This is a genomic window from Paenibacillus sp. sgz302191 (assembly GCF_057749925.1).
Genome location: NZ_JBYLHY010000001.1, coordinates 312,129 through 333,835 on the forward strand (window position 1 = coordinate 312,129; position 21,707 = coordinate 333,835).

At 54.4% G+C, this 21,707-nt stretch carries 23 protein-coding genes; 10 read left to right on the forward strand and 13 right to left on the reverse strand.

The features are described 5' to 3' along the window. Window positions 1-687: a response regulator gene (locus AC3G2T_RS01290; RefSeq protein ID WP_474682231.1), complete on the reverse strand. Its 687-nt coding sequence runs from the start codon at window positions 685-687 to the stop codon at window positions 1-3. 42 nt (window positions 688-729) lie between these two features. Continuing rightward, entirely contained in the window at window positions 730-1,932 is a 1,203-nt protein-coding gene (locus tag AC3G2T_RS01295; protein ID WP_488434257.1) for a sensor histidine kinase, read from the reverse strand. Window positions 1,933-2,116: 184 nt separating this feature from the next. Between AC3G2T_RS01295 and AC3G2T_RS01300 the strand changes: the two genes are divergently transcribed. Beyond that, entirely contained in the window at window positions 2,117-3,055 is a 939-nt protein-coding gene (locus AC3G2T_RS01300; protein WP_488434258.1) for an ABC transporter ATP-binding protein, read from the forward strand. Next, the gene (locus AC3G2T_RS01305; RefSeq protein WP_488434259.1) at window positions 3,039-3,986 is read left to right on the forward strand and encodes an ABC transporter permease; all 948 of its coding nucleotides are present in this window, start codon (window positions 3,039-3,041) and stop codon (window positions 3,984-3,986) included. The genes AC3G2T_RS01300 and AC3G2T_RS01305 overlap by 17 nt, the downstream gene beginning before the upstream one ends. Before the next feature lie 58 nt (window positions 3,987-4,044). Here the strand turns inward: AC3G2T_RS01305 and AC3G2T_RS01310 are convergent, their stop codons facing one another. The 8 genes from AC3G2T_RS01310 to AC3G2T_RS01345 form a co-directional block, all read right to left on the reverse strand. Beyond that, the gene (locus AC3G2T_RS01310; protein ID WP_474682235.1) at window positions 4,045-4,797 is read right to left on the reverse strand and encodes an HAD family hydrolase; all 753 of its coding nucleotides are present in this window, start codon (window positions 4,795-4,797) and stop codon (window positions 4,045-4,047) included. 131 nt (window positions 4,798-4,928) lie between these two features. Beyond that, window positions 4,929-5,384 carry a bactofilin family protein gene (locus AC3G2T_RS01315; RefSeq protein WP_488434260.1) on the reverse strand — a complete coding sequence of 152 codons (456 nt, stop codon included), beginning with the start codon at window positions 5,382-5,384 and terminating at the stop codon, window positions 4,929-4,931. A 1-nt stretch (window position 5,385) separates the two neighbouring features. Then, window positions 5,386-6,378, reverse strand: a complete 993-nt coding sequence (locus AC3G2T_RS01320; protein ID WP_488434261.1) for a peptidoglycan DD-metalloendopeptidase family protein — start codon at window positions 6,376-6,378, stop codon at window positions 5,386-5,388. A gap of 562 nt (window positions 6,379-6,940) precedes the next feature. Continuing rightward, entirely contained in the window at window positions 6,941-7,555 is a 615-nt protein-coding gene (locus tag AC3G2T_RS01325) for a hypothetical protein (protein ID WP_488434262.1), read from the reverse strand. Window positions 7,556-7,617: 62 nt separating this feature from the next. Next, a complete protein-coding gene (locus AC3G2T_RS01330; protein WP_488434263.1) occupies window positions 7,618-8,988 on the reverse strand; it encodes a GerAB/ArcD/ProY family transporter in 1,371 nt (456 codons plus the stop codon). A 40-nt stretch (window positions 8,989-9,028) separates the two neighbouring features. After that, the gene (locus tag AC3G2T_RS01335; RefSeq protein ID WP_474682240.1) at window positions 9,029-9,259 is read right to left on the reverse strand and encodes a hypothetical protein; all 231 of its coding nucleotides are present in this window, start codon (window positions 9,257-9,259) and stop codon (window positions 9,029-9,031) included. After that, window positions 9,256-10,434: a Ger(x)C family spore germination protein gene (locus tag AC3G2T_RS01340; RefSeq protein WP_474682241.1), complete on the reverse strand. Its 1,179-nt coding sequence runs from the start codon at window positions 10,432-10,434 to the stop codon at window positions 9,256-9,258. The genes AC3G2T_RS01335 and AC3G2T_RS01340 overlap by 4 nt, the downstream gene beginning before the upstream one ends. Further along, window positions 10,421-12,091, reverse strand: a complete 1,671-nt coding sequence (locus AC3G2T_RS01345; RefSeq protein WP_474682242.1) for a spore germination protein — start codon at window positions 12,089-12,091, stop codon at window positions 10,421-10,423. The genes AC3G2T_RS01340 and AC3G2T_RS01345 overlap by 14 nt, the downstream gene beginning before the upstream one ends. Window positions 12,092-12,310: 219 nt before the next feature. Here AC3G2T_RS01345 and cls point away from each other — a divergent pair, with 219 nt between their 5' ends. After that, the gene (gene cls, locus AC3G2T_RS01350; protein ID WP_474682243.1) at window positions 12,311-13,741 is read left to right on the forward strand and encodes a cardiolipin synthase; all 1,431 of its coding nucleotides are present in this window, start codon (window positions 12,311-12,313) and stop codon (window positions 13,739-13,741) included. A 39-nt stretch (window positions 13,742-13,780) separates the two neighbouring features. Here cls and ligD read toward each other — a convergent pair whose 3' ends face one another. After that, complete coding sequence (ligD, locus tag AC3G2T_RS01355) at window positions 13,781-14,665, reverse strand: non-homologous end-joining DNA ligase (RefSeq protein WP_488434264.1); 885 nt, start codon at window positions 14,663-14,665, stop codon at window positions 13,781-13,783. A 273-nt stretch (window positions 14,666-14,938) separates the two neighbouring features. Here ligD and AC3G2T_RS01360 point away from each other — a divergent pair, with 273 nt between their 5' ends. Beyond that, the gene (locus tag AC3G2T_RS01360) at window positions 14,939-15,538 is read left to right on the forward strand and encodes a nitroreductase family protein (protein ID WP_474682245.1); all 600 of its coding nucleotides are present in this window, start codon (window positions 14,939-14,941) and stop codon (window positions 15,536-15,538) included. 689 nt (window positions 15,539-16,227) lie between these two features. Beyond that, window positions 16,228-17,181 carry an ATP-dependent DNA ligase gene (locus tag AC3G2T_RS01365; protein ID WP_488434265.1) on the forward strand — a complete coding sequence of 318 codons (954 nt, stop codon included), beginning with the start codon at window positions 16,228-16,230 and terminating at the stop codon, window positions 17,179-17,181. Here the strand turns inward: AC3G2T_RS01365 and ku are convergent. Further along, complete coding sequence (gene ku, locus AC3G2T_RS01370; protein ID WP_488434266.1) at window positions 17,174-18,055, reverse strand: non-homologous end joining protein Ku; 882 nt, start codon at window positions 18,053-18,055, stop codon at window positions 17,174-17,176. The genes AC3G2T_RS01365 and ku overlap by 8 nt on opposite strands. A 166-nt stretch (window positions 18,056-18,221) precedes the next feature. Here ku and AC3G2T_RS01375 point away from each other — a divergent pair, with 166 nt between their 5' ends. Both AC3G2T_RS01375 and AC3G2T_RS01380 read left to right on the forward strand, forming a co-directional pair. Then, window positions 18,222-18,407 carry a hypothetical protein gene (locus AC3G2T_RS01375; RefSeq protein ID WP_474682249.1) on the forward strand — a complete coding sequence of 62 codons (186 nt, stop codon included), beginning with the start codon at window positions 18,222-18,224 and terminating at the stop codon, window positions 18,405-18,407. Between the two features lie 30 nt (window positions 18,408-18,437). Then, window positions 18,438-18,620: a small, acid-soluble spore protein, H family gene (locus AC3G2T_RS01380; RefSeq protein WP_474682250.1), complete on the forward strand. Its 183-nt coding sequence runs from the start codon at window positions 18,438-18,440 to the stop codon at window positions 18,618-18,620. Between the two features lie 117 nt (window positions 18,621-18,737). Here AC3G2T_RS01380 and AC3G2T_RS01385 read toward each other — a convergent pair whose 3' ends face one another. Further along, window positions 18,738-19,601 (reverse strand): hypothetical protein, encoded by an 864-nt coding sequence (locus tag AC3G2T_RS01385; protein ID WP_488434267.1) that lies wholly within the window; start codon window positions 19,599-19,601, stop codon window positions 18,738-18,740. Window positions 19,602-19,862: 261 nt separating this feature from the next. Between AC3G2T_RS01385 and tsaE the strand changes: the two genes are divergently transcribed. The 3 genes from tsaE to rimI are packed head-to-tail and all read left to right on the forward strand — an operon-like array spanning window position 19,863 to window position 21,699. Next, window positions 19,863-20,345, forward strand: coding sequence for a tRNA (adenosine(37)-N6)-threonylcarbamoyltransferase complex ATPase subunit type 1 TsaE (gene tsaE / locus AC3G2T_RS01390; RefSeq protein WP_488434422.1), 483 nt, complete (start codon window positions 19,863-19,865; stop codon window positions 20,343-20,345). A gap of 38 nt (window positions 20,346-20,383) precedes the next feature. Continuing rightward, a complete protein-coding gene (tsaB, locus tag AC3G2T_RS01395; RefSeq protein WP_474682252.1) occupies window positions 20,384-21,166 on the forward strand; it encodes a tRNA (adenosine(37)-N6)-threonylcarbamoyltransferase complex dimerization subunit type 1 TsaB in 783 nt (260 codons plus the stop codon). 2 nt (window positions 21,167-21,168) lie between these two features. Beyond that, the gene (gene rimI / locus AC3G2T_RS01400; protein ID WP_488434268.1) at window positions 21,169-21,699 is read left to right on the forward strand and encodes a ribosomal protein S18-alanine N-acetyltransferase; all 531 of its coding nucleotides are present in this window, start codon (window positions 21,169-21,171) and stop codon (window positions 21,697-21,699) included. Window positions 21,700-21,707 lie beyond the last annotated feature (8 nt).

Here is a 21,707-nt window from a genome sequence, read left to right on the forward strand (position 1 = left end):
TTACAGCAGGCCTTCGTCGTGAGCTTTTTTGGACGCTTGTATGCGGTCGCGCACGTCCATTTTGGAGTAGATGCTGGAGATATAGTTTTTCACCGTACCTTCGGAAAGGTACAGTTTCTCGGCGATCTCCTTGTTGCTCAGGCCGTCGGCGATGCAGTGCAGCACCTGGACTTCGCGGTCGCTCAATCCGTACGCGTCGGTGCGGACGGTTTCCTCGACTTCCTTGGCGTCGAAATCGCGGTCTTCGAACGTTTGAGCTCCCCGCGCTTGCTTAACGAGCATTTTGGCGATGTCCTGCGGGATCAGCGTGCCGCCTTGGTGCACCCATTTGATGCCGGCGGCCAAATCTTTCGGATGTATCGCCTTGAGCAGATACCCTTCCGCGCCCGCGCCCAGCGCATCCATCACATAGTTGATTTCCTGAAACGTGGTCAGGATAATAACGCGGGTGCCGGGCCATTTTGTTTTAATTTGCCGCGTGGCTTCGACCCCGTCCATGACAGGCATGTGAATATCCATCAGCACGATATCCGGCTGCTGCTCTTCGCACAGCTTGATGGCGGCGCAGCCGTTCTCGGCAAGTCCGACTACGGTAATGTCCGGGTCCATATCCAGCACGATATGGAGGCTTTCTCTAATTAAATCCTGATCGTCGACCAAGAGCAGCTTTAATGGGCTTGAGTTCATCGCTTTACCCTCCTGAACATATTGTACCACTGGCATGCACAACTAAAAAGCAGGCTGCCGCCTGGCAGGGATCTTACAGGAAACTACCGTTCCCTGGTCGGGTACGGAGCGGACCTGAAGTGTGCCCTGAAGGGCGGCGATGCGCTCCTGCATCGCGCTGATCCCGAAGCCGGCTTTCAATTGTTCCGCGCCGACACCGTTATCTTCAATGGTGAGCGCCACCTGGTCGCGGCAGTAAACGAGCTTTACTTCAATGGCCGTAGCCCTGCCGTGCCGTTTGGCATTGGTTAACGATTCCTGCAGGCAGCGGATGAGCGAAAGCTGCGTCTGCTTGGCAAGTTCATATTCGTCTCCGTCCATCATGAACCGGATCTGGGTTCCGGTATGCAGCGAGAACTCGCCTGTCAAGTGGGTAAGCTGGTAAGAAAGCAGCATGTCGCCGCCGTCAGGCACCATCTGATGAATGCTGCGGCGGACTTCTTCCAGACCGCTTCTGGTAACGTTGCGCAGCACGTCCAGCTTTTCCTTGGCTTTTTCCGGCGATGCTTCAATCAAATAAGCGACGGCATCCATCCCCATGATGACGGACGTAAACGTATGGCCGACGGTGTCGTGCAGTTCCCGCGCCATGCGATTGCGTTCCTCCAGCAGCGTAAGGTGTTCAATTTGGTTAGCGTATTGCTCCAGCGCCTTGTTTTGCTCATGGATCAGCATGTATTGATGCTGGTTTTCGGCCAGCAGGCGCACTGTTTTTTCATTGGAAGTGACGACCCGCTGCAGAGAGATTCCGATGGCAAAAGCGAGCGCCGCATTCATCGTCTGGCCGAGCACATCCGCTAATAGATTGCGGCTTTCCAGGAAGAAAAAATAAGAGAAAGGCACGATCAGCAGAAAAATGGGCGCGATCCACCATGCATTTTTTCGGTCGGTGAGGAATCCGATGATCATTAATGGGCAATTAATAAGAGAGTAGGCTTCTTTTTCCGCCCAAGATAGATAGATTTGCATAGGCGCATTCGTCAAAAGCACGGCAATCGGGTATAAAGTGGGGTTGATATAATTAGGCCGCCAAAACAGCAGCGGCAGCAAATAGCTAATCAGGATGCCGACGATAGTAATCGATACGGAAGCATGCTGGAACTCGTTTAAATGCAGCAGAATATAGAGCAGGCTAATAACGGTCGTACCTATCAATATAATAAAAAGAGACCATTCCGCGCCATGCCACTGTCTTCTTTGGACCATGCCCAAGCTCCTTTGCAGCGTTGTTGACCTTATGTTTATTGTACATAAAAAAAACCGGTTTCCATAGTGAGCCCAGTCATGGCTGTCATATGACTTTGCATGTGACTCCCGCATGACGATCGCCACTAGGAACGTGAAAAGACCATTTGCTAAGATGGATTTAATTGAAAAAGGAGAGGATTTAATGAAAACGGCAAATCCCGATGCACCCATTGTGCAAATCAGACGCGTTTCCAAAAAAATCGGTTCCAAGACGATCATCGACCAGCTCAGCTTTGACGTGCCGCGGGGAGAAGTGTTCGGCTTTTTGGGGCCTAACGGCGCGGGCAAAACAACGACGATCCGCATGATAGTAGGGCTCATGTCGATCACGGAGGGCGATATCCTTATCGGCGGCCGGTCGATCCGCACGCATTTCGAGGAGGCGATCCGCCATGTCGGCGCTATTGTGGAAAACCCGGAAATGTATAAATTTTTAAGCGGCTACCAAAATCTCGTCCATTATGCCAGAATGATTCCCGGCATTAAGGAAGCTCGAATTCAGGAAGTCATTACGCTCGTCGGGATGGAGAACCGGATTCATGATAAAGTCAAAACCTACTCGCTCGGCATGCGCCAGCGCCTGGGAATTGCGCAGGCGCTGCTGCATAAGCCGTCCGTGCTCATTCTGGATGAGCCGACGAACGGACTGGACCCGGCCGGAATCCGCGAGCTGCGCGATCATTTGCGCAAACTGACCCGCGAGGAAGGGATCTCCGTCATCGTATCCAGCCACCTGCTCGCCGAGATGGAGCTGATGTGCGACCGCGTAGCGATTATCCAAAACGGCAAGCTCGTCGACGTCAGGCCGATCGGGGAGTTCGTGCAGACCGGCGAAGCGATGCAGGTCGCTTTCGAGGTCGAGCCGTTGGATAAGGCGGCTGCGCTGATTGCCCAAATATCGCCGGAAACGGGCTTCGAGGTGCGGGGCGCCTCGCTCGTCATGGTGCTGGAAAAAGCCCGGATAGCGGAGTGGAACAAGCGCTTCGTAACGGCTGGCCTTCAAGTCTACGGGATTCGGACCGCGGCGAAATCGCTGGAAGATCAATTTTTGGAAATGACGGGAAGTGATCAGATTGCTTAACTTGGTGCAGAACGAGAATATGAAAATTTACTGCAGGCTGCGGACGTGGATTCTCTGTTTGCTGCTGATCGTTTTCGTCGGCTTCGCGGCGGCTTTCGCTCATGACGGCGTGCAAGCGAAGCAATCGGAGTGGCGGACCAACACACAGCTTTTGATCGAACAACAGAAAAAAGATATGGTAAATCCCGGCATGCCGGCGCGCCTCAAGGACGAATTACGGAAAGAAATCGCGCTGAGCCAGTATGCTCTGGATCACGATGTCCCGCCTGTCGGGACGACGATGTGGGGCGGCGTGCAAACGGCGGCCGGGCTGGTAAGCATAGTCACGTTGTTTACCGTCATCATTGCCGGAGACATGGTGGCGGGCGAATTTACGTGGGGGACGATCAAGCTGCTGCTGATTCGCCCTGCGAGCCGCTCGAAGATATTGCTGTCCAAATACGCGGCTACCTTGCTGTTCGCAGCCTTTTTGCTTGTCGTTTTGTTCGTCAGCGCGCTGATCATAAACGGGCTTCTCTTCGGCGTCCACAATCTGGGGATGCCTTACTTGACGGCCGGCGCCGACGGTGTCGTCCATGAGAGCGGCATGCTGGGGCACATATTGTCCGTATACGGTCTGAAGCTCGTTGAACTGATCATGGTGGTCACTCTTTCGTTCATGATCTCCACGGTATTCCGCAGTTCCTCGCTGGCGATCGGCTTAAGCATCTTCATCATGACGGCCGGACAAATCGTGACAACGCTGCTGCTGCGCTACAGCTGGGGCAAATACTTTTTGTTTGCCAACACGGATCTGACGCAGTATTTGGACGGTCAACCGCCTGTGAATGGAATGACGATGGGCTTTTCCATTACAGTGCTGCTTTTCTACTATCTGCTTTTTATCGCGCTCTCCTGGGAAATATTCCGCAGAAGGGACGTAGCGGCGTAACAAATGAAAACTGCGCTTCTCCCAGGCGGGATGCGCAGTTTTTTGCGTCAATCTAAGCTTATTCGATTCCTTCCGGATATTTCCTTACATAATCGTGAATCGCACCCGGCACTTCCTGCAGGGAGGAAAGCTGGTAGAAAGCGCCCTGCGGCGCAACATCGATCGTTCCGGTATTGTATTCCCAATCCTGATGGGCTGGGATATGGATCGAATGGATGCCTGCGTGAAGCGCGGGTAGTACGTCGGTTCGGACTGAGTTGCCGATCATCCAGGTATGCCGCCGGTCAAAGCGCTGCTCCTGCAAAAGCGTCTGCATGAACTCCTTCGTTTTATGCACAGTCACAAAAATCCGGTCGTCAAAGTAGGCGTTCAGCCCCGAATCGCGCACTTTTTTCATCTGGATCGACGCGTCTCCGCCTGTATACAGAAACAGCTTGTGTCCGCCATTTTGCAGAGTTTCCAGCGTTTCATTCATTTGCGGATAAGGCTCGACCGTGTATTCGTATACGGTATGTCCAAGATCCATCAGCATTGCTTCCTCGCGCGGGCTTGCCGGGCGGTTGTACGTTTCGGAGAACCATTGATACGTCTCTACGAACGATTTGGGAAAGCGGTCAGGCATGAAGCCGTGGATTTGGACGCCCGCCAGGTCGATCTCCAACTGCTTTTGCTTGATGTGCTGCGGCTGCAGCTGCCTGCCGGAAAACCAGGTCAGCATCAGATCGACGAACTGGTCGATGACATAGTCAAAATATTTGTTGCAGTGAATGAGCGTGTCGTCAAGATCAAATAGAATCGTCTGTTCTTTCATCGGCATGTCTCCTGCATCAGCCAGAAATAAGGAATAACTACCATTATAACATGGCTGTGGCAAACAGCCCAATAGAGAATGCGGCCAGCGATGGCAAAACAACTCTCAAATGGTCGGATGCGGGGAGGAATTTAAATGGCGACTGTAACTCCGTCCATGGATTCGTTTTCTCCGGCCGGTGCCGGGAGGCTCTCCGGGCTGGCGGCGCTGCCGGTCTGGGCCGCTGGGGACGGCAGCTTTTTTTCCATGACGCTCATACCCTGGAACACTCCGCCTTCCTCAATCGTGATGGAAGAGGTGTTGATGTTGCCCAAAAGGGAGCCGGTCGACGTGATGATCAGCTTGCCGCTTGTCGCAACGTTGCCGTGCACGCTGCCGGCCACAATGACGTCCCGGGCCGTAATATCGGACTTCAGACTGCCGCGTTCGCCGATGAAGACGTCGCCTGAGCACCGGATGTCGCCTGTGATCCGGCCTTCGATGCGGATGCTTGCCTCCGAACGGATGCATCCTTCGAAAGAGGTGCCTTCTCCGATGAGCGTATCGGTCGTATTCGGATTCGGGGCTTGCTTTTTGCTTTTGAACATGTCAGGGCGCGTCCTTTCGTATCGTTTTCAAATAAGGCCTCGGATTCGTGCTTTTGCCGTTTTTGGTCACTTCGTAATGCAGATGGGGTCCGGTACTGCGTCCGGTGGAACCGACGAGCCCGATGACGGCTCCTTCTTCCACGGTATCTTCCGGGTTGACGAAAATTTTGTTCAGATGCATGTAGCAGGTGCGCAAGCCTCCGCCATGCTCCAGCACGATGTTGTTCCCGCGGAACCGGTCGCTGCCGGTGCTGACGACTTTGCCGTAAGCCGCGGCGAACACGGGCTCGTCAGCTTTGGCGCCGATATCGATGCCGGAATGAAAGCTCGGCTGCGCGGTAAAAGGGTCCTTCCGATAGCCAAAATCGGAAGTGACAAGCTGTGAAGCCGTCGGCCACAGCGAAGGGACGGCACGGCTGAGCCGCAGCCGGTGCTGGGCTCCGGTCAAGCTTGCCCGGAGCTTGTTCGCATCGGCGTGGAGCGCGGCCAGCGAGGCGGCCGTCCGTTCGCCGAGCTCCAATATTTCCGCCTGAGACACCGGGTTGTACAACCCGCCGGTGCCGAAGACGGAAATATCGGGTTTGCTTGCCGCGAGGCCGAGCCCGGCCGGGGCGCCGGAACCCGCCCCGGGCGGCGCGAGCGTCAGCAGATCCCGCTCCAGCTTTTGTATCCGCGCCACTTCGGCTTTCATTTGCTCGGTCTGGCGGGAGAGCCGGATGACTTCGTTTTGCAATTGGTCGATAGCTTGATTTTTGGCGGCCAGAGCGGCGTTGAGCTGCTGCCGTTCGCCGTGCAGCTGCGATTGTAACACGCCTGCGTGCTGGTTTGCGTGCAGATAGAGCGCGTAGACGAGCAGCGCGGCTGTCAGCAGCATGAAACTGCCTGCGGCGGCCAAACAAGCATATATATTGGCAATTCGGAACCTGACGACGGATCGGTTGGCTTCGGGAATAATGACCAGCGTCAAGTTTTCCTGCTTCCATTTTAATTTCATAACGGTTTTGCATTCTCCTTGCATAGTTTTTGGCGGCTTTCATTGTCCGCCGAAAGGCAGGCGCTAGGCGTCGACTTCTGGTGCCCAGTGAATCGCGGCTGCATATATGCCACTCGCGCTGCGTCTTCGTACAGACTCCTGGTGGCCGTGCAGCGCCTGCAAATAACTGCAGCTGTGCTGGCCTCGAGGGGAGAGCTGGCCGGCCAGATCCGGCGCATCATTGGCACATGCGCGGCATAGAAAACCTGCAAAAGTGCATCTTTTTGCGGCTTAATACGCCTGCCGCGAAATATTCCTGCAAATCTGCAGGAATTCTCGCTCGTGCGCAGGGCTGGGCCCGTTTTAAGCGGAAATTCCTGCACAATTGCAGGTATTTCCCCAAAACGGGCCGTTTGCATCGAAAAAGCCTGCACTTTCGCAGGTTTTTCGGCTGTTGGCCCTTTTCGTGGGGCTCGCCGCCAGCCAGCCAGCCAGGGGAGCATCGCCGTCAGCTGGCTTCGCAGGCCTGCCGGCTACGCCCCCGAGGGCGAGCTGTTTTTGCTCGCCGGCCAGATCCGGCGCATCATTGGCACATGCGCGGCATAGAAAACCTGCAAAAGTGCATCTTTTTGCGGCTTAATACGCCTGCCGCGAAATATTCCTGCAAATCTGCAGGAATTCTCGCTCTTGCGCAGGGCTCAGCCCCGTTTTGAGCGGAAATTCCTGCACAATTGCAGGTATTTCCCAGAAACGGGCCGTTAGCATCGAAAAAGCCTGCACTTTCGCAGGTTTTTCGGCTGCCAGCCCCTTTCGCAGGGTTTTGCCATCCCCGAACCCCGCGATCTTTGCCGCGGACCACCCTCACGCGCTTGCCGCCACCCGCCCCCGCGAGCCCGCCACCCGCCGGCTCCGCGGTTTTCGCCGGCGGACCGCCACACGCGCCGTCTTTGCCGGCTAAGCGCAGCGGAGCCGGCTGCTGCCACAGTCTCCGCCGTTCGGCCGACGGGCCTGCTGTGCGCTGCATGCCTGCCAATCGCGCGAGCCCGCCGCCCGCCGTCTCCGCGGTTTTCGCTGGCGGACCGCCACACGCGCCGTCTTTGCCGGCCAAGCGCAGCGGAGCCGGCTGCTGCCACCCGTCTCCGCCGTTCGGCCGACGGGCCTGCTGTGCGCTGCATGCCTGCCAATCGCGCGAGCCCACCGCCCGCCGTCTTCGCGGTCTTCGCCGGCGGACCGCTACACGTGCCGTCTTTGTCGGCCAAGCTACGTATTGGATTTCGACTGCTTCAATTGGCTTACTTCCATATAGGTGGTGACGGCGGCAAGCGTCAGGCAGATGGCGTAGCCGACTGCGCAGAAAATTGCGACGCGTGGGGAGGTTTTGCCGAACATAAGGCCGACCCCGATGCAAACCGCGCACAGCAGTATAAGCGCATTGCCCGTCCAAATCCACCCGGTATACGAGAACCGCTGGCTCCATGCAGCAGTCTTGGTCTCGGGCTCCATTGAAGAGTCGGCTCCGGGGGCCTGCTGCGAATGTTCGCACTCAGTCTGCCTGCGGTGAAGTTTGGAGGCGGCAAACAGGATAGCCATAACCAAAGGCTGATAAGCGAGCACGATGACCGGGAAGCTGAAATTGGCAAAAGAGAGCATATCCGTCGTGCTTCGGAACGAGACGATGGTAGTGAGGCATATGAGCAAAGCCGCCTGCTTGTTGAAGATCGGATAATTGCGCTCTTTCAACAAGCTGCTGATCCCCAGCAGCAAGGCGGTATAGATGGCCAACGTCTTGCAGACGATCGTCGGAAACCAGACGCTCAGGATAGCGATGTCAACCCGGTCCAGGAAATCCGTCACATGAATCATCTGGATCAGATTATGCGTCGGATACAGAAATTTGCCGGGCATTTTCGGCCCGAGCACAATCAGAATCGTAAAAATGACAAGAGTCAGAATCACGATGCCAAGCACGGTGCCATGGCGTATCGCAGAACGGATATGATCGGCGTTGTAAAGCCCGTGCAAAAAGGCCCCTAAAACGAAAATATCTCCTGCGCCCCCGAGAGCCAGTATGTTGGTCGAGCCGATCGCCTGGAACGGAACGGTCAAAGCCGGCAGCACAAGTTTAAGGGACAATTCGTTCGACAAAAAGATCGGCATCAGGACAACAGTGATGACGAATAAAGGATAGAACAGATCATTGACGCGAACGATGACTTCCATGCTGCTTTTGCCGTAATAAATGAGAATCAGACAAGCGAGCAAGACCAATATTTCCAATGGCGTATTATGGAGCAATAAAGTGGCGCTGAATCTGGACATGTAAGAAATGTCGCGGACGACAGCCAGCCAAAAATGGAGCAAAATGAGCAGGTTGACGGCCGTTCCTCCCCATCTTCCCAGCAGCAGCATCGAAATTTCAAAAATATGCATGTTCGGAAAATGTTTGGTCAAATAACCGAAAAAGGCGGCTACAAGAAACACATACGCAGCCGGCAGTAAGTAGCTGAACCATGCATCCATCTCGCCTACCCGAATGAGCACATTTTGCAGACTCAGGACGCCCCAGCTTGTGAGCAGGGAAGAGGAGAGCCAGGCGACCTGCCGCTGATTAATGATTTGTTTGCTGTCCATGGAAATGTTGTTCACCCCTTTCCGTGTTAAGTTCCGTGCATTACATGCCAATCAAGCTGCTGAACCAAGGGGCGACCGTAAGAATGAAGAAACGGGTCGGTGTAAAAACGGGCATATGCAAATATTTGAATGTGAAAAGTACGGCGATTCCGGCGAACTGCAGCGCATATAACGTTTTCACGCTATTTTTCTCTTTCTTGAGGATTTTCCAATCCATCGCAACGCTGAGCGCTACGATGAAAAGAAAAGCGAGCATAAATATGAGGTTCATGGATTCATCCCATCCTTCACCGCATTTTGATTGATGAGTCCCGTTTCCGTAACGGAAGCTTCGACTTTAATGTTGAACCGGGCTTTCTTGAAAGTTTCCTCCCAATTTTCCGCCAAACGTTCTTTCCATACCTTCGGATGGCTGCGCCATACGATCAAGCCGAGCTGCGCCGAATCCGTTCCTTCCTTTTGCATCTGCTTGATGGTTGCCTGAACGCACTTCTTCACCTGATCGGCGAACTTTCGTTCGATTCTGTGATCGTTGTCCGCATTGTTTAAATCTTGTTCGGAGCGATCCTCGCGTACGGTGCCGATCGCTTCCAACGTCAAGTCGAACGTTACTTCGTCTCCATTGATCACCGGCACAATTTCAGTGCGTCCTTTTGATACCAATATGCTCATGTATTTGTCATCCTCTACGGGAAAAGTAAGCGTATGTTCTTTTACCTTGTTTCTCAGCCACATGAGGCCTTGCGCCTCGCGGTCTTTATATACGCCTACCATTTTCTCCCCTTTGAACTGAGCGTATCCGGCCAATTGCACCTCTTTGGACTTATGATTCGTGCCTTCGCTGTCCTTTTCTTCGAAGTAAGAGATGAACGGATCGCCGTGGAAGGCGAGCGCGAGGCCGATGTCTTTCGTCGAGGTAGGGATGGCGAGCGACGATTTGGCGAGCTCGCGGATCGCTTCCGCCGGAAAACGCTCGAATTTGGGCGTTGTATTGAGCAATTCGTAGCCCTTGCCTTTGGCGATGACGAGAAAGCTGGTCATCCGGCTGTCCGTGGACCGCGGGACTACGTCGAACATGAGGGCTATGCCTTGTTTGGCCAAAGCTTCGCCGATGATGATCGTCCGCCGGTGCGCCAGGAACAGCTTGCGGGACATGCGCATCTGCAGCTTGCTGGTAGCTTCCCGAAAGGTCTTGCCCACTTCCGAATCGATGTAGTAGCTTTTGGCTCCGGATGTACCGCCGCCGCCGCCGCTTGCTCCGCCCATGGAGCCGGGAAGCGGAAGCTGGTAAGCTACCCGAAACCTCCCGTCCTCCTCCAAATCGACCGAAGAGCTTAAAACAAAAGCAACGTCGTTTGTCTCGATGCGGTCCCAACAGCCTGTCAGCAAAGGCGCGGTTAAGGCGAAGGTCGCAACCAGCGTGAGCGGCAGTTTACGATTTGCCATTTTGCTTGTCCTCCCTGTTCGCTCTATGTTCATGCCGAATGTTGCTTCCGTCCACGCCTCCGTCCTGTTGAATCTGTTCGCTCAAACCGCCGTCCAAACGATTCGTATCCTGGATGGGCATGAATTCCGGACGTTTTTGCATTTTCCACCATGGGGCGCGGATGAGCACATCTTGGAGGTCGCCGGTCGATAGAGGCCCGAGCGGGGACAAATACGGCGCCCCGAAGGAGCGGAGATTGGCCAAATGTCCGACCAGAAGCATCAGGCAGAAAAAAATGCCGTAAAAGCCGAACAAGGCGCCTGCTATCAATATCGGAAAGCGCATCATCCGGATGGCGATCGCCCCGTTGAAGCGGGGAATGGTAAAGGAAGCGATGCCCGTAATGGATACGACGATAACCATCGGCGCCGAAACGATGCCGGCTTGAACGGACGCTTGTCCGACAACGAGCGCCCCCAGGATGCTGACCGCGGAGCCGACGGCTTTGGGCAGCCGGATGCCCGCTTCCCGCAGCGCTTCGAACGTGATTTCCATAATGAAAGCTTCGACGACCGCCGGAAAAGGAATGGCTTCGCGGGATGCCGCTACGCTCAGCATTAATGTCGTCGGCAGCAGTTCCTGATGATACGTTGTGATCGCCACATACAATGCCGGCGTCGTCAACGACAGAAATAAAAACACATACCTGAGCCAGCGGAGCAATGTCCCGATCTGGAAGCGCTCATAGTAGTCCTCGCTGGCCTGCAAAATTTGCACGAAAACAAAAGGGACGAGCAGCACAAACGGCGTTCCGTCGATCAAAATCGCCACTCTGCCCTGCAGCAGCGCCGTCGTCACGACATCCGGCCGCTCGGTGTTCTGGATCTGAGGGAACGGGGAGTACGTATCGTCCTGAATCAATTCCTCGATCATGCCCGATTCAATGACGGAATCGATATGGATCTGTTCCAGCCGCTTGACGACTTCCTCGACAAGCGACGGCGTAGCCAGATCGTCGATATAAGAGACGACGATGCTCGTATTGCTTTCCTTGCCGATGGTCATCGATTTCATCTTCAGCCTCGGCGTCTTCAGCTTGCGGCGGATCATCGATGTATTCGTGCGCAGACTTTCCACGAAGCCTTCTTTCGGTCCGCGAACGACGGTTTCCGTATCGGGCTCGTTGACCGAACGCTTCTCCATGCCGCGAATGCCGAGCAAAGCCGCCTTCGCGTTGCCTTCCACCAGCAGAGCGGTATCACCGCTCAGCGTCGAGACGAGAAGGTCTCCGTAATTGTCGGAGACCTGGGTTTGCGAGACCGGCAGCGTCACGTTGACGATCCGCTCGATCGACGTCTCGCCGCCGCCAAACAGCATCAGCGACCTCATCGTATCGTTGAGCAGCTGCGTGTTGACCAGCCCGTCTACGAACAGCAGCAGCGCGGGAACGTTCGGATGAATCTCGAACTCCCGCACCACGATATCCGAGCAATCCCGAAAAATCTCTTTAATGAAGTCGTGATTATCTTCCAGCAAAAGTGACAGCTTCGTCTTTTTCAGATCTTCGATAAATTGGTAGTCCAGCGATTCCGCCAAATCATGCGGCGCATCGTCCGGCTTGCCGTGCACGCGGTTTCGCAGCAGGCGGTTCATCAACCCTTTGGATCTGTCCGACATGTTGGTATACCTCCCGTTGCAGGCTGGAACGAATCCACATATATTGTTCTCGAATCGCAGGATTTTATTACGATTTTTGGAAGCCGGCACCTCCGTCCGGCAGATTCCTGGCACAAAATCCGTAAACTGGAATAGCCGATCAGCCGTTGGTATAAGCTAACACGACAGCATAGCGTGCAGTGTTTCAGCCGGATTTTGAGAGACAAAGGAGATGACGCCGTGTTTTGGCTCGTTATGGTGCTGCTGCTCTTCATATTCCAGGCGGCGACCATCCTGATCGGCGAATATCGAAGGCCTTCGAAGACGGTGGCGTGGCTGCTGGTTCTGTTTATTTTTCCCATCATCGGATTTGTCATGTACTATTTTCTAGCCAAAGAATATACGCAGCGCAAAATGGTCCGCCGGAAAGGTCCGCGCAAAATCGATGAACTTCAGCATCAATTGCTGAGTCAGGTATCCCCGGCAGGCGGCCAGGCCGATGCCTCGCTGTGCGAGCTGTTCAAGGAACCGCGGCTTTGCAGCCTGCTCCATAACATCCCCGGCTCGCCGATTACGCGCAACAACCGGGTGGTCGTGCTGACGAATGCGGACGCTACCTACGATTCCATGCTTGAGGCGCTTGAAAAAGCGGAGAAGCATATCCACTTCGAGTTCTACACGATCAGGCACGACCGGATCGGAACGAAGTTTCAGGAGGTGCTGATCCGCAAGGCGCGGGAGGGGGTCAAAGTAAGGATTATTTATGACGGTATCGGCAGCTACAAGCTGGCGGGCGAGTACATAAACAAGCTGAAACAGGCGGGAGCGGAGGTGCACCCGTTCCTGCCGCCGCTGATCGCCTTTTTTGACAAACGGCTTAATTACCGGAATCATCGTAAAATTGTCGTCGTCGACGGTTTGACGGGCTTTTTGGGCGGGATTAATATCGGGGATGAATATTTGGGGAAAGATTCCAGTCTCGGCTTTTGGCGCGACACGCATCTGAAGCTGCTGGGGGATTCGGTATACTGCTTGCAGCAGACGTTCCTGACCGACTGGCTGTTCGTTAGCGGCAAGCGGCCGGCCGAGGATACCCTGTTTCCCGAACACGAGCAGCCGCCGTCCTCTTTGGTGCAGATCATCTCAAGCGGGCCCGACGCGCATTGGGATTCCATTCAGGAAATGTTTTTTGCCGGGATCGTCGCCGCGAAAAGACGGGTTTACATGACGACGCCGTATTTCATACCCGACCCGAGCATCGCCATGGCGCTCAAAACAGCCGTCGTCAGCGGCGTCGATGTCCGCATCATTTTGCCGTTCAAAGCCGATTCCCGGCTGGTTCAATACGCGTCAAGGTCGTATTTGCGCGAGCTGATGCAGGCCGGAGTCCGCTTTTATTTGTACCGCAAAGGGTTCATTCACGCCAAAGTGATGCTTATCGACCGGATCATGGCTACGGTGGGCACGGCCAACATGGATTTGCGCAGCTTTTTCAGCAATTTCGAACAAAATGCGGTCATGTTTGACCGGGAGGTGATCGAACGGCTGGAGGACGATTTCATGCAGGATCTGAAAGCAAGCGAGGAGCTGAAGCTCGCTGAGTTCGAGAAGCGGTCCCGGTTGGAAAAGGGCAAGGAAGTTTTGGCGCGGATGCTATCGCCGCTGTTTTGAAGCCGGCATGCCGTTGATGCTGTTTATGCCGCAGTGTTGCTATTGCAGCCGTTCGAGAACGGCATCCAGATTTTGCGGCGGGACCTGCTCGATCAGGTCTCCCATCTGCCGCAGCCTGCCCGTAACGGTATGCAGATTGAACTCGCCGGGCTTCGGGCGCAGTTGGACCTCTTTCCATAAAAGCGGCGTAGAGACCGAAGCGTGCTTCGTGGCGCGCGGCGTGTAGGGAGCGGACAGCGTTTTTCCGTACCAGTGCTGCAAATAATCGATGTAAATAAGGTCGCCCCTGTTCTTCTTGAACCGTTCGATGGTGAAGAGACGGGGGTGTTTTTTTACCGCATAAGCTCCGACAAAATGGCCGATCCGCCGCAATTGCTCAAACGTATAGCCCGGGCGAATCGGAATATAGATCTGTACGCCGGTGGCCCCCGACGTTTTGGCTATGGACTGGATGCGCAGGGAATCGAGTATTTCCCCGATGATCAGAGCGGCCTCCATAATCCGCGGCTCCTCCGTCAGGCTCGGGTCGATATCGATGACCCACTCTGCGGGAAGCATCTCGCCGACGCGGTGGAAGGACGGATGAAATTCCAGGCAAGCGAGATTGCCGAGCCAGATCAAGGTCGGGACCGAGTCGAGGTTCACGTAATTGATGCCGTCCAGCGGGGCCAGATTGACAAAGCTTGGCACCGGTTCGGGCGCATTTTTTTGGTAAAACGACTTGTCGTTGTATCCATGGGGAAAGCGGATGGTCGTCAGATGCCGGTTGCGGCAGTACCGTAGCAGGAACGGAGCGAGCTCGGTCAGCTTGACCAAATAATCGGCTTTCGTAATTCCTGCCTCGGGCCACAAAGGTTTGCCGGGGTTCGTTATCGTCAACTCGTGGCCTTCTACAAGCAAAATACCTTTCGTTGTAACTGCCATTGCGGCGGCTCCTTTCGGGGGGAATGATTCGCTCTAGTATTTCCAATATCGGATGTTCTCAAAAACAAGTTGACAAAAAGGTTTGAATCTATAATAATAAAAGTGTATTACAATTAGTTAGCGACATCCAAAAGGATAGTTTATATGAAATCGTAATTATATTGAACAAGCCCGGAAAAAGCCGGCGGTGTGGTGCAGTGCGCGCACGGATTTGCGGGCCGCTAACTGACTGTAGATGCACATTTTTTAATAGAAATCGGAGGAGTAAGGCTAATGAGCACACCATTTTTCACTGCTGTAAAAGAAAGACGTTCGGTTTATGGCTTGGGCAAAGAAGAGATCGTATCGCGCGAGAAAATTCAGGAAATCGTATTGGAAGCTGTGAAACATACGCCATCCTCATTTAATTCTCAAAGTGCCCGGGTAGTCGTTCTGTTCGGCGAACAATCCGATAAATTGTGGAACATTACGAAAGAAACGCTTAGAAAAATCGTTCCAGCCGAAAATTTCGCTTCGACCGAAGAAAGAGTGAACAGCTTTGCCGGCGGCTACGGCACGGTTCTGTTCTTCGAGGATCAGACGGTTATCGAAGGCTTGCAAAAGCAATTCGCCACATACGCGGACAACTTCCCGATCTGGTCCGGCCATTCCTCCGGCATGCTGCAATTCGTCGTTTGGACGGCTCTGGAAGCGGAAGGTCTGGGCGCATCCCTGCAGCACTACAACCCGCTGATCGACGCGGAAGTTAAACAAACATGGAACATTCCAAACGAATGGAACTTGATCGCGCAGATGCCTTTCGGCAAGCCAACCGTGACATCAGGCGAAAAACAGTTCCAACCGCTCGAAGAAAGAGTAAAATTCATTCAATAATTTTTCCTATGCAAGAGGCTGCCTGCGGGCAGTCTTTTTGTTTTTTGGAAGCTTTCTGCCGGCAAGGTGAAAAACGAGTACACTAGAGCCGGCAGCACAGTTGTCCGGCAACGCGATGAATAGCTGCAAAATCTCTCATGTCGCCGTAGACGTCCCCCCAGAATGGAAATAATCAGGTCTGGTCGGTCTGAGAATAACTGCAAAACGTGCAGCACGCGAAGAAAACCTGCAAAAGTGCAGTTTTTTCCTCGTCGGTGAGGCTGTTGCGAAATATTCCTGCAAAAGTGCAGGCTTTTTTGCATGTTCACGAGTTTAGGCCCATTTTTATCAGGAATTCCTGCACTATCGCAGGTTTTTCCTCAAAATGAACCGCATTTGCAGAAAAAACCTGCACTTTTGCAGGTTTTCGGGCTGCTGCCTGCCCGCTTCATGAATGCGCACTCGCGGCAGCTCCCAGTGCGCGGTGTTGCGCCGCATGACGGCGGCCGGTCGGCCACATGGCTGCGCCAAAGGCACCATCGGGCTGCTCAACAACAGCCTGACTTTTGCAGGCGTACGCTCCCGGCGGTGTGCCGGCGATCAGGTTTTGCACATGCTATCCATACATTTGCAGCAGTGCAGGACGTATAGAAGCGGGCGGTTTGGCGGAGTCTAATGGAAAATGACAGGAGTCAAATGGCGGAGGTACTATGGAATTTCAACCGGTCATTCCTTTCGAGCCTGTATCGGGGGCGTCCGCTCCGGAAGGCCCTGAGTGGATTCATCAAGTGAAGTGGGACGGCGTCCGGATGCTCGTCTATTACGACGGCAGCGGCTGCCGGCTGTTCAATCGCAAACGGAACGAGCGGACGCTGAACTATCCGGAGCTGACGGACGTCGCCGCTTACTGCGCGGCCGAATCGGTCATTCTGGATGGCGAGATTATCGCGCTGGACGCTTCAGGCAAGCCATCCTTTCATGAAGTGATGCGCCGGGACGGCATTCGCCGGGCGGATAAGCTCGAAGCGGCACGCCGGGCAGTGCCGATCACATATATGGTATTCGACGTGCTCTACTATAACGGCGAATGGGTGACGGGCCGGCCGCTGACCGAGCGCCTGGCGCTGCTTGACCGGATTGTCGCCGGGAACGAATCCGTGCAAAAAGTGCCGTCCTTTCCCGACGGCGGCCAGCTTTTTCAGCTTATGAAGTCGCAGGGGATGGAGGGAATCGTCAGCAAAAACAAAAACAGCGTCTACGCCGCCGACGGCAAAGACCAACGCTGGATCAAGGTGAAAAATTACGGTGATATCATTGCCGTCATCGGGGGCTATACGCTGAACGGCGGCGTCGTGAACGCCGTTTTGGTCGGCGTATACGATGACAAGCAGCGGCTGTACTACATCGGTCACGTAGGCACAGGCAAAATGGCCAGAAGCGAGTGGGTCCGGCTTACGAAAGAGCTGGAACCGACGGTGATTATGCAGAAGCCTTTTTTCAACAGCCATCCGGATATGAGAGGGGCCTTTTGGGTAAAGCCGCAAAAAGCGGTCAAAATCCAATACACCGAATGGCGCTACCAAGAAGGAAGAACGCTGCGCCAGCCTTCGATCCAGGCTTTTGTAGACGTTCCGCCGTACGAATGTGTGTTCATGTTCAGGTAATGCTTTCCTTCGACTTCGCCTTCCGGGTCCGCGGCTTCGGTTTGGCGGCGTCCTTCTCTTTCCCTGTGGCCTCGGATTCAGGCGCCAAAAGCTTTTCCGCATCCAGCGGCTTCACCGCATCCAGACTGGCCTGAAGCGCGGCCATCAGATCGATCACGCTCGTTCTTTGCAGCTCCGGCGCCGCCTGCACTTCCTCGCCGGCCACTTTATGCTCAATGGCCTCCATCAGCCTGCTGCGGTATTCGTCTTTATACTTTTCCGGCTCGAACGGGGTGGAGAGCTGGTTGATCAGCATTTTTGCCATTTCCAGCTCGCGGTCGTTCACCGTAATCCGCTCGGGCAAATTGGGGACTTGATTGATCGGGCGAATCTCGTCCGGGTAAAAGATCGTCTCCATAGCAATGCAGTTATCGATGACGCGGATCGCGGCAAGCGAGCTTTTGGAGCGGATCGATACTTTGGCGATGCCGATTTTGCCCGACTGCTTCATCGATTCCAGCAGCAGATTGTAGGCTCCCGCTCCGGTCTCGCCAGGGGCCAAATAATACGTTTTTTGAAAATATACCGGATCGATGTCCGTTAAATTGACAAAATCCAGTATTTTAATTTCCTTGTTCGCCTCGCCGGAAATCAATTCAAGCTCTTCTTTTTCAAAAAGCACAAACCGCCCCGGTTCATACTCGTAGCCCCGCGTAATTTCTTCCCACTCTACTTCCCTCTCGCAAGTGTGGCATTTACGTACATAAGCCAGCGGGGTAATGCAAGCTTTGTGAATATAACGCATGGAGATGTCTTTATCCTCCGTCGCCGAAAACATTTTCACAGGCACATGGACCAGACCGAAGCTGATCGCGCCTTTCCAAACGGTATGCATGCCGACTCCCTCCAAAAAAGGTTGATTCTATCAATTGTTCTTATACAGTATTCTCCAGGATGAGAGGCTTTATACGATAGACAGCGGCGAGCGGCGGGCATGATTTTGCGCTGTGGGGGCAACTTAAAAGTGGAAGCATGGACACAAATAGAGGAGGAATAGTCGGATGGCTGAAAATCCGCAGGCAGAGAAAGATTTGGACCACCAGGGGCAAAAAGATTATTTCATGGACATCGACCGCATGATCAACGAAGGGTTGGGCGGCGGCAATGTAACGGTGCATAACGGCCTGATCGAAGAATCCACGACAGATACGATGGATCATCCGGAATCTGTTGTGGATGAGCCCTAGACAAACGCTTGGAAAAGGAGTGCAGCTGTCATGAATGTGAACCGTGCCCGGGAAATATTGGCTGAAGGCCGCAAAATTACGGTCGAGCTGAGCGGAGTCCCCGTCTGGATCGATAGTGTCGATTCCGCCAAAAACTCGGCTAAAGTACATGCGGAGCATAATCCGGCCGACTCGCGCGTCGTATCCGTCGAGGAGCTGGAGGAAGTGTTCTAAAAAGAAGCGCACACGGCAAAAGCCCATGCCGGACAGGGAATAGCATCCCTTGCTCCGGATGGGCTTTTTGTGCTGCTCGTCGTATGTAGTGTGGGCTATCCGGCGAATCCGGTTGCTTTAAGCAAATTGTTCCATCGCTTGCGTGACTTCGTCGAACAAATCCGATACGCTTTGATCGGTTGCTGTTGACGAATCGAAGCCTGACAGCGCATTTTTGATCGTATAGATCGTTTTGGCCGCGCTGCCGGTGCCAGCACTATTGGCCGACTCGCCTGAGCCTGATTCGATGGAGTCAAGCGAGCTCAGCTTGTTTTGGATGTTGGCCAAAATCGATTTCTTTTGTTCCGTCGTAAGCGTATTAGCGGCGTCATTGCTTTGTTCGGAATCTTCCTGAGAGCCGTTCAAGCCCCAGGCAAAAGGAGGCGTAATCCCGCCCATCGCTTTCATCATCGGCGGCAGTCCGGGTCCGCCTGCGGGCGGTTGAGCGTTATCGCCATTGAATGAAGGGCGGGAGCTTTTCAGCGTTTGCATCACTTCGTCGAACAGATCCGATACTTGGGAATCGGTCGCACTGGAGGCATCGAAGCCGGACAGCTCGCTTTTGACCGTCGCAATGGCATCAGTCGCGCCGTCAGCGCCATTACCGCTCGAATCGCTTGTCTGGGAAGAGGAGAGCGAGCTCAGCCTCTTTTGCATGTCGGTCAACATCATTTTCTTTTGCTCCGCCGTCAGCGCCGTATCGTTGGAATCGGAACCGTAGTTGCCTGTCGATACTGGAGCCTGGTTCTGGCAGCCCGATAAATAATCCATCATCTCCGGGCTCAGTTGTACGGAATCGGAAGCTGTTCCTTGCTCTTTGTCCGCTGAACTTTTGGAGGTCGGATGATGGGAGTGATGGCGGCCTGTGACCGTATTCGAGCTGTCCGACTGCGTCGTCGAATAGGAAGAACCGGTACTGTAAGGATTGATGGATAGGGACATGATTATTCTCCTCTCTTTTCCATTCGCTAATGCGGAAAGCCCACAGGATATACATCGGACGGCAACATGAATGCAGGGTGAACGCCAGTTGAATGTTTACTGAGAATTGGCTTAATATATATGGGAACGCCGGTTGACAGAATCGGCAGTTGCTACCCATTCTATTTTACCGGGAAATGTATTTGGGAGTTGCTGCGGCTGCGGACGAGGACTATAATAGGAGCAGCAGTACAAGGAAACGGAAGGAAAGAGTTGAGGAAGCTGGATCAAGCGGCGTACACATACAAATCCCTGAGCGAAGACGATACGGAAAAGCTGGCCCGGCTGCTTGCGCCTTATTTGGAGCCCGGCGCGGTCATTACACTGGACGGCGACCTCGGGGCCGGGAAGACGAGATTTTCCCAAGGCTTCGGCAGAGCCATCGGCGTAAGTGAAATCGTGAATAGTCCGACTTTTACGATAGTGAAAGAATATGAGGGGGCGCAGCTCCCTTTTTACCATATGGATATGTATCGCATTTCGCAAGAGGAAGCCGACGAGCTGGGGCTGGACGAGTATTTTTACGGCGGCGGCGTCACGCTGATCGAATGGTCGGTGCTGATCGAAGATCTGCTTCCGCAGCAAAGGCTTGGCATATATATCGAAAATTCGGGCGATCCATCCCGCGTGTTCCGGCTGACGCCGCACGGAGAGCCGTATACGGCCTGGTGCCGACAAATGAAGGAGAACGGACATTTACAATGACAGAAACGACACGACAAAATTCAGGATATTGTCTGGCAATGGATACATCGACCTCCTCGATGACAGTGGCCTTACTGCGCGGCGGCGAACTGGTCGGAGAGCAGCATTCCCAGGCGGAACGCAATCACTCGATCGGGCTGCTTCCGCATATTCACAAGCTGCTTGAGGCGCACGGCCTAAGACCGCGCGATTTGCAATCCGTCGCTGCCGGAATGGGGCCGGGCTCCTATACCGGGGTCCGGATCGCCGTTTCCGTAGCCAAAACATTGGCATGGTCGCTCGGCCTTGATTTGCTCGGCGTCTCCAGCCTCGAAGCGATGGCGCTTGGAGGCGCTCACACGTTGGCCCAAGAGCAGGAGAGCCGCGGCGCGCAAGGGCCGGCCTGGATCGTGCCGCTCATGGATGCCAGACGGACGCAGGCGTTTACGGCGGTCTATGAAGACCGCGGCGTTGCGGGCTCGGGTCAAGCCGGGCCGGACGTGTGGCGGGAAATGATGCCTGACGGCATACGGCTGATGGGCGCGTGGACCGAACAGCTGCTGGCCCTCGCCGCGGAAGCCGGACAGGCCCCGGGTCAAATTGTTTTTGTAGGCGAAACAGAAAGTTTTGCGGCTCAAATCGAGCGTTTCACGGAGCAGTGGACGACCGGCACGGTTCGCACGCTTGCATACCGAATAGAAGCCGAGTATATCGGCCGCTTGGCCTTTCCTCGCTTTGCAAATGGGGAAAAGGATGACGTTCATTCCTTTGTCCCGAACTACACGCAGCTGCCGGAAGCGGAAGTCAAGCTTTTGGCAAAGGCGCAAAAAGGGGAGGATTGACGATGGAGCGGCAGCATGAGCATTCGCAAGAACCCGGACCCTCGGTCGAATTCCGTTCCATGCGTCTGGAAGATATTCCGTTTATTTGCGAAATCGAGCAAGAAGCGTTTACGACTCCGTGGACCGAGGGCGCCTTTCACAATGAGCTGACGAACAACCAGTTCGCCCGCTATATGGTTCTCGACGTCGCCGGCGAAGTAGCCGGTTATGGCGGCATGTGGCTGATCATGGAAGAAGCCCATGTGACGAATATCGCGATTCGCCATACGTACCGGGGGCAAAAGTTCGGCGAGCGACTGCTGCGCGAAATGATGCGGACGGCGGCCTTCTTGGGCGCCATCCGTATGACGCTGGAAGTGCGGGCTTCGAATTTTGTGGCGCAAAGCCTGTATGAGAAGCTCGGCTTCCGTTCGGTCGGTCTAAGAAGAGGTTATTATACCGATAACCGCGAGGACGCGATCATTATGTGGGCGGATCTGCCCAAGTCCAAGAAAAGAAGCGACGGTCTCGAAGCCGGAGACCGCATGGAATAGGTGAACCA

Bases quoted from the DNA above. Each gene is read 5' to 3' on its own strand.
- AC3G2T_RS01290 (WP_474682231.1), bottom strand. From the start codon at position 687: ATGAACTCAAGCCCATTAAAGCTGCTCTTGGTCGACGATCAGGATTTA.
- AC3G2T_RS01295 (WP_488434257.1), bottom strand. From the start codon at position 1,932: ATGGTCCAAAGAAGACAGTGGCATGGCGCGGAATGGTCTCTTTTTATT.
- AC3G2T_RS01300 (WP_488434258.1), top strand. From the start codon at position 2,117: ATGAAAACGGCAAATCCCGATGCACCCATTGTGCAAATCAGACGCGTT.
- AC3G2T_RS01310 (WP_474682235.1), bottom strand. From the start codon at position 4,797: ATGAAAGAACAGACGATTCTATTTGATCTTGACGACACGCTCATTCAC.
- AC3G2T_RS01315 (WP_488434260.1), bottom strand. From the start codon at position 5,384: ATGTTCAAAAGCAAAAAGCAAGCCCCGAATCCGAATACGACCGATACG.
- AC3G2T_RS01320 (WP_488434261.1), bottom strand. From the start codon at position 6,378: ATGAAATTAAAATGGAAGCAGGAAAACTTGACGCTGGTCATTATTCCC.
- AC3G2T_RS01330 (WP_488434263.1), bottom strand. From the start codon at position 8,988: ATGGACAGCAAACAAATCATTAATCAGCGGCAGGTCGCCTGGCTCTCC.
- AC3G2T_RS01335 (WP_474682240.1), bottom strand. From the start codon at position 9,259: ATGAACCTCATATTTATGCTCGCTTTTCTTTTCATCGTAGCGCTCAGC.
- AC3G2T_RS01340 (WP_474682241.1), bottom strand. From the start codon at position 10,434: ATGGCAAATCGTAAACTGCCGCTCACGCTGGTTGCGACCTTCGCCTTA.
- AC3G2T_RS01345 (WP_474682242.1), bottom strand. From the start codon at position 12,091: ATGTCGGACAGATCCAAAGGGTTGATGAACCGCCTGCTGCGAAACCGC.
- ligD (WP_488434264.1), bottom strand. From the start codon at position 14,665: ATGGCAGTTACAACGAAAGGTATTTTGCTTGTAGAAGGCCACGAGTTG.
- AC3G2T_RS01360 (WP_474682245.1), top strand. From the start codon at position 14,939: ATGAGCACACCATTTTTCACTGCTGTAAAAGAAAGACGTTCGGTTTAT.
- AC3G2T_RS01365 (WP_488434265.1), top strand. From the start codon at position 16,228: ATGGAATTTCAACCGGTCATTCCTTTCGAGCCTGTATCGGGGGCGTCC.
- ku (WP_488434266.1), bottom strand. From the start codon at position 18,055: ATGCATACCGTTTGGAAAGGCGCGATCAGCTTCGGTCTGGTCCATGTG.
- AC3G2T_RS01375 (WP_474682249.1), top strand. From the start codon at position 18,222: ATGGCTGAAAATCCGCAGGCAGAGAAAGATTTGGACCACCAGGGGCAA.
- AC3G2T_RS01380 (WP_474682250.1), top strand. From the start codon at position 18,438: ATGAATGTGAACCGTGCCCGGGAAATATTGGCTGAAGGCCGCAAAATT.
- AC3G2T_RS01385 (WP_488434267.1), bottom strand. From the start codon at position 19,601: ATGTCCCTATCCATCAATCCTTACAGTACCGGTTCTTCCTATTCGACG.
- tsaB (WP_474682252.1), top strand. From the start codon at position 20,384: ATGGATACATCGACCTCCTCGATGACAGTGGCCTTACTGCGCGGCGGC.
- rimI (WP_488434268.1), top strand. From the start codon at position 21,169: ATGGAGCGGCAGCATGAGCATTCGCAAGAACCCGGACCCTCGGTCGAA.